This window comes from Mesorhizobium sp. M5C.F.Ca.IN.020.32.2.1, from assembly GCF_004023105.1.
GTDB classification, from domain to species: domain Bacteria; phylum Pseudomonadota; class Alphaproteobacteria; order Rhizobiales; family Rhizobiaceae; genus Mesorhizobium; species Mesorhizobium wenxiniae.
In genome coordinates, this window is sequence record NZ_RZSX01001244.1 from 1 (window position 1) to 1,355 (window position 1,355).

Sequence of the window (1,355 nt, forward strand, 5' to 3'; positions counted from 1 at the left end):
GTATTTCGAGCTCGAAAACGAGGAGATGTATGGCGAGCAGTTCGCCGTGCCGGAGCCGATGGAAACGGTTTTCATCTCCTGGTTCCAGGGCGGCGAAGTGTTCCGGTCGGGGCTGACCTATCGCCGTGGCGCCGGCAATATCTTCTATTTCAGGCCCGGCCACGAGACCTATCCGACCTATCACGACGCCACCGTCCAGAAGGTGCTGCGGAACGCCGTGAAATGGGCGCACAACCCGCAGGGCGCAAATCCGACCATCCTCGACGCGCCGAACGTGCCGGTGGAAAAGGCGCTCGAGCCGATCGTCGAGCGCGGCGGGAAACTCCATGCTGCGGGCGAAGCCGGCTATCGCTAGCCCGAACCTCGGTTCGGAAAATCCATGGTCGAACAAGTAGATAAAGCCTCATCCTAAGGATAAGATTCATGCGCCTCCTGATACTCGGCACCGGCTGGATGGCGGAAGAGCACGCCAGGCAGTTCAGCAAGATCGAGGGCGTCGAACTGATCGGCGCTGTCGATCTCGACCGCGCGCGTGTCGACAAGTTTTCGGACAGCTACGGTATCCCCAACCGGTTCGCGTCACTGGAAGACGCGCTCGCATGGGACAAGTTCGACGCGGTGGCGAACGTGACGCCAGATCGCATCCACCATCCGACCACCATGATGCTGATCGCGGCGGGCAAGCCGGTGCTGTGCGAAAAACCGCTGGCCGAAAATTACCAGAGGGCCAATGACATGGCCGATGCCGCCGGGCAAGCCGGCATCATCAACATGGTCAACCTGACCTATCGCAACGTCGCCCCGCTGCAGAAGGCGCGCACCATGGTGCTGGCCGGCGAGATCGGCCGGGTGAGGCATGTCGAGGCGTCCTATCTGCAGAGCTGGCTGGTTTCCAAATTCTGGGGCGACTGGCGCACGGATCCGAAATGGCTGTGGCGCCTGTCGCGCGGCCATGGTTCCAATGGCGTGCTGGGCGATGTCGGCATCCACATACTCGATTTCGCCAGCTATGGCGCGGCGCTCGACATCGACCATGTGTTCTGCCGCCTCAGGTCCTTCGACAAGGCGCCGGGCAACCGGATCGGCGAGTACGAGCTGGACGCCAATGACAGCTTCACCATGGCGCTGGATTTCAGCAATGGCGCCTTCGGCGTCGTTCATGCCAGCCGCTGGGCAACCGGCCACCTCAACGAATTGCGGCTGCGCATCTATGGCGACAAGGGCGGCATCGAAGTCGTGCACAATCTGAATGGCTCGGAGCTGAAAGTGTGCATGGGCGAGGACATCGAGAACGCCAAATGGCAGGTTCTCGATGCCGGATCGGTGCCGACCAACTACCAGCGCTTTGTCGATGC

The 1,355-nt window shown here is 61.5% G+C and carries 2 protein-coding genes; both read left to right on the forward strand.

The window, feature by feature from the left end; all coding sequences use genetic code 11:
- On the forward strand, positions 1-355 hold a 355-nt coding region (locus EOA86_RS34810; protein ID WP_206630231.1), incomplete at its 5' end, for a ThuA domain-containing protein.
- A gap of 68 nt (positions 356-423) precedes the next feature.
- Positions 424-1,355: Gfo/Idh/MocA family oxidoreductase (locus EOA86_RS34815; protein WP_164892331.1), on the forward strand; the 932-nt coding region annotated here is incomplete at its 3' end.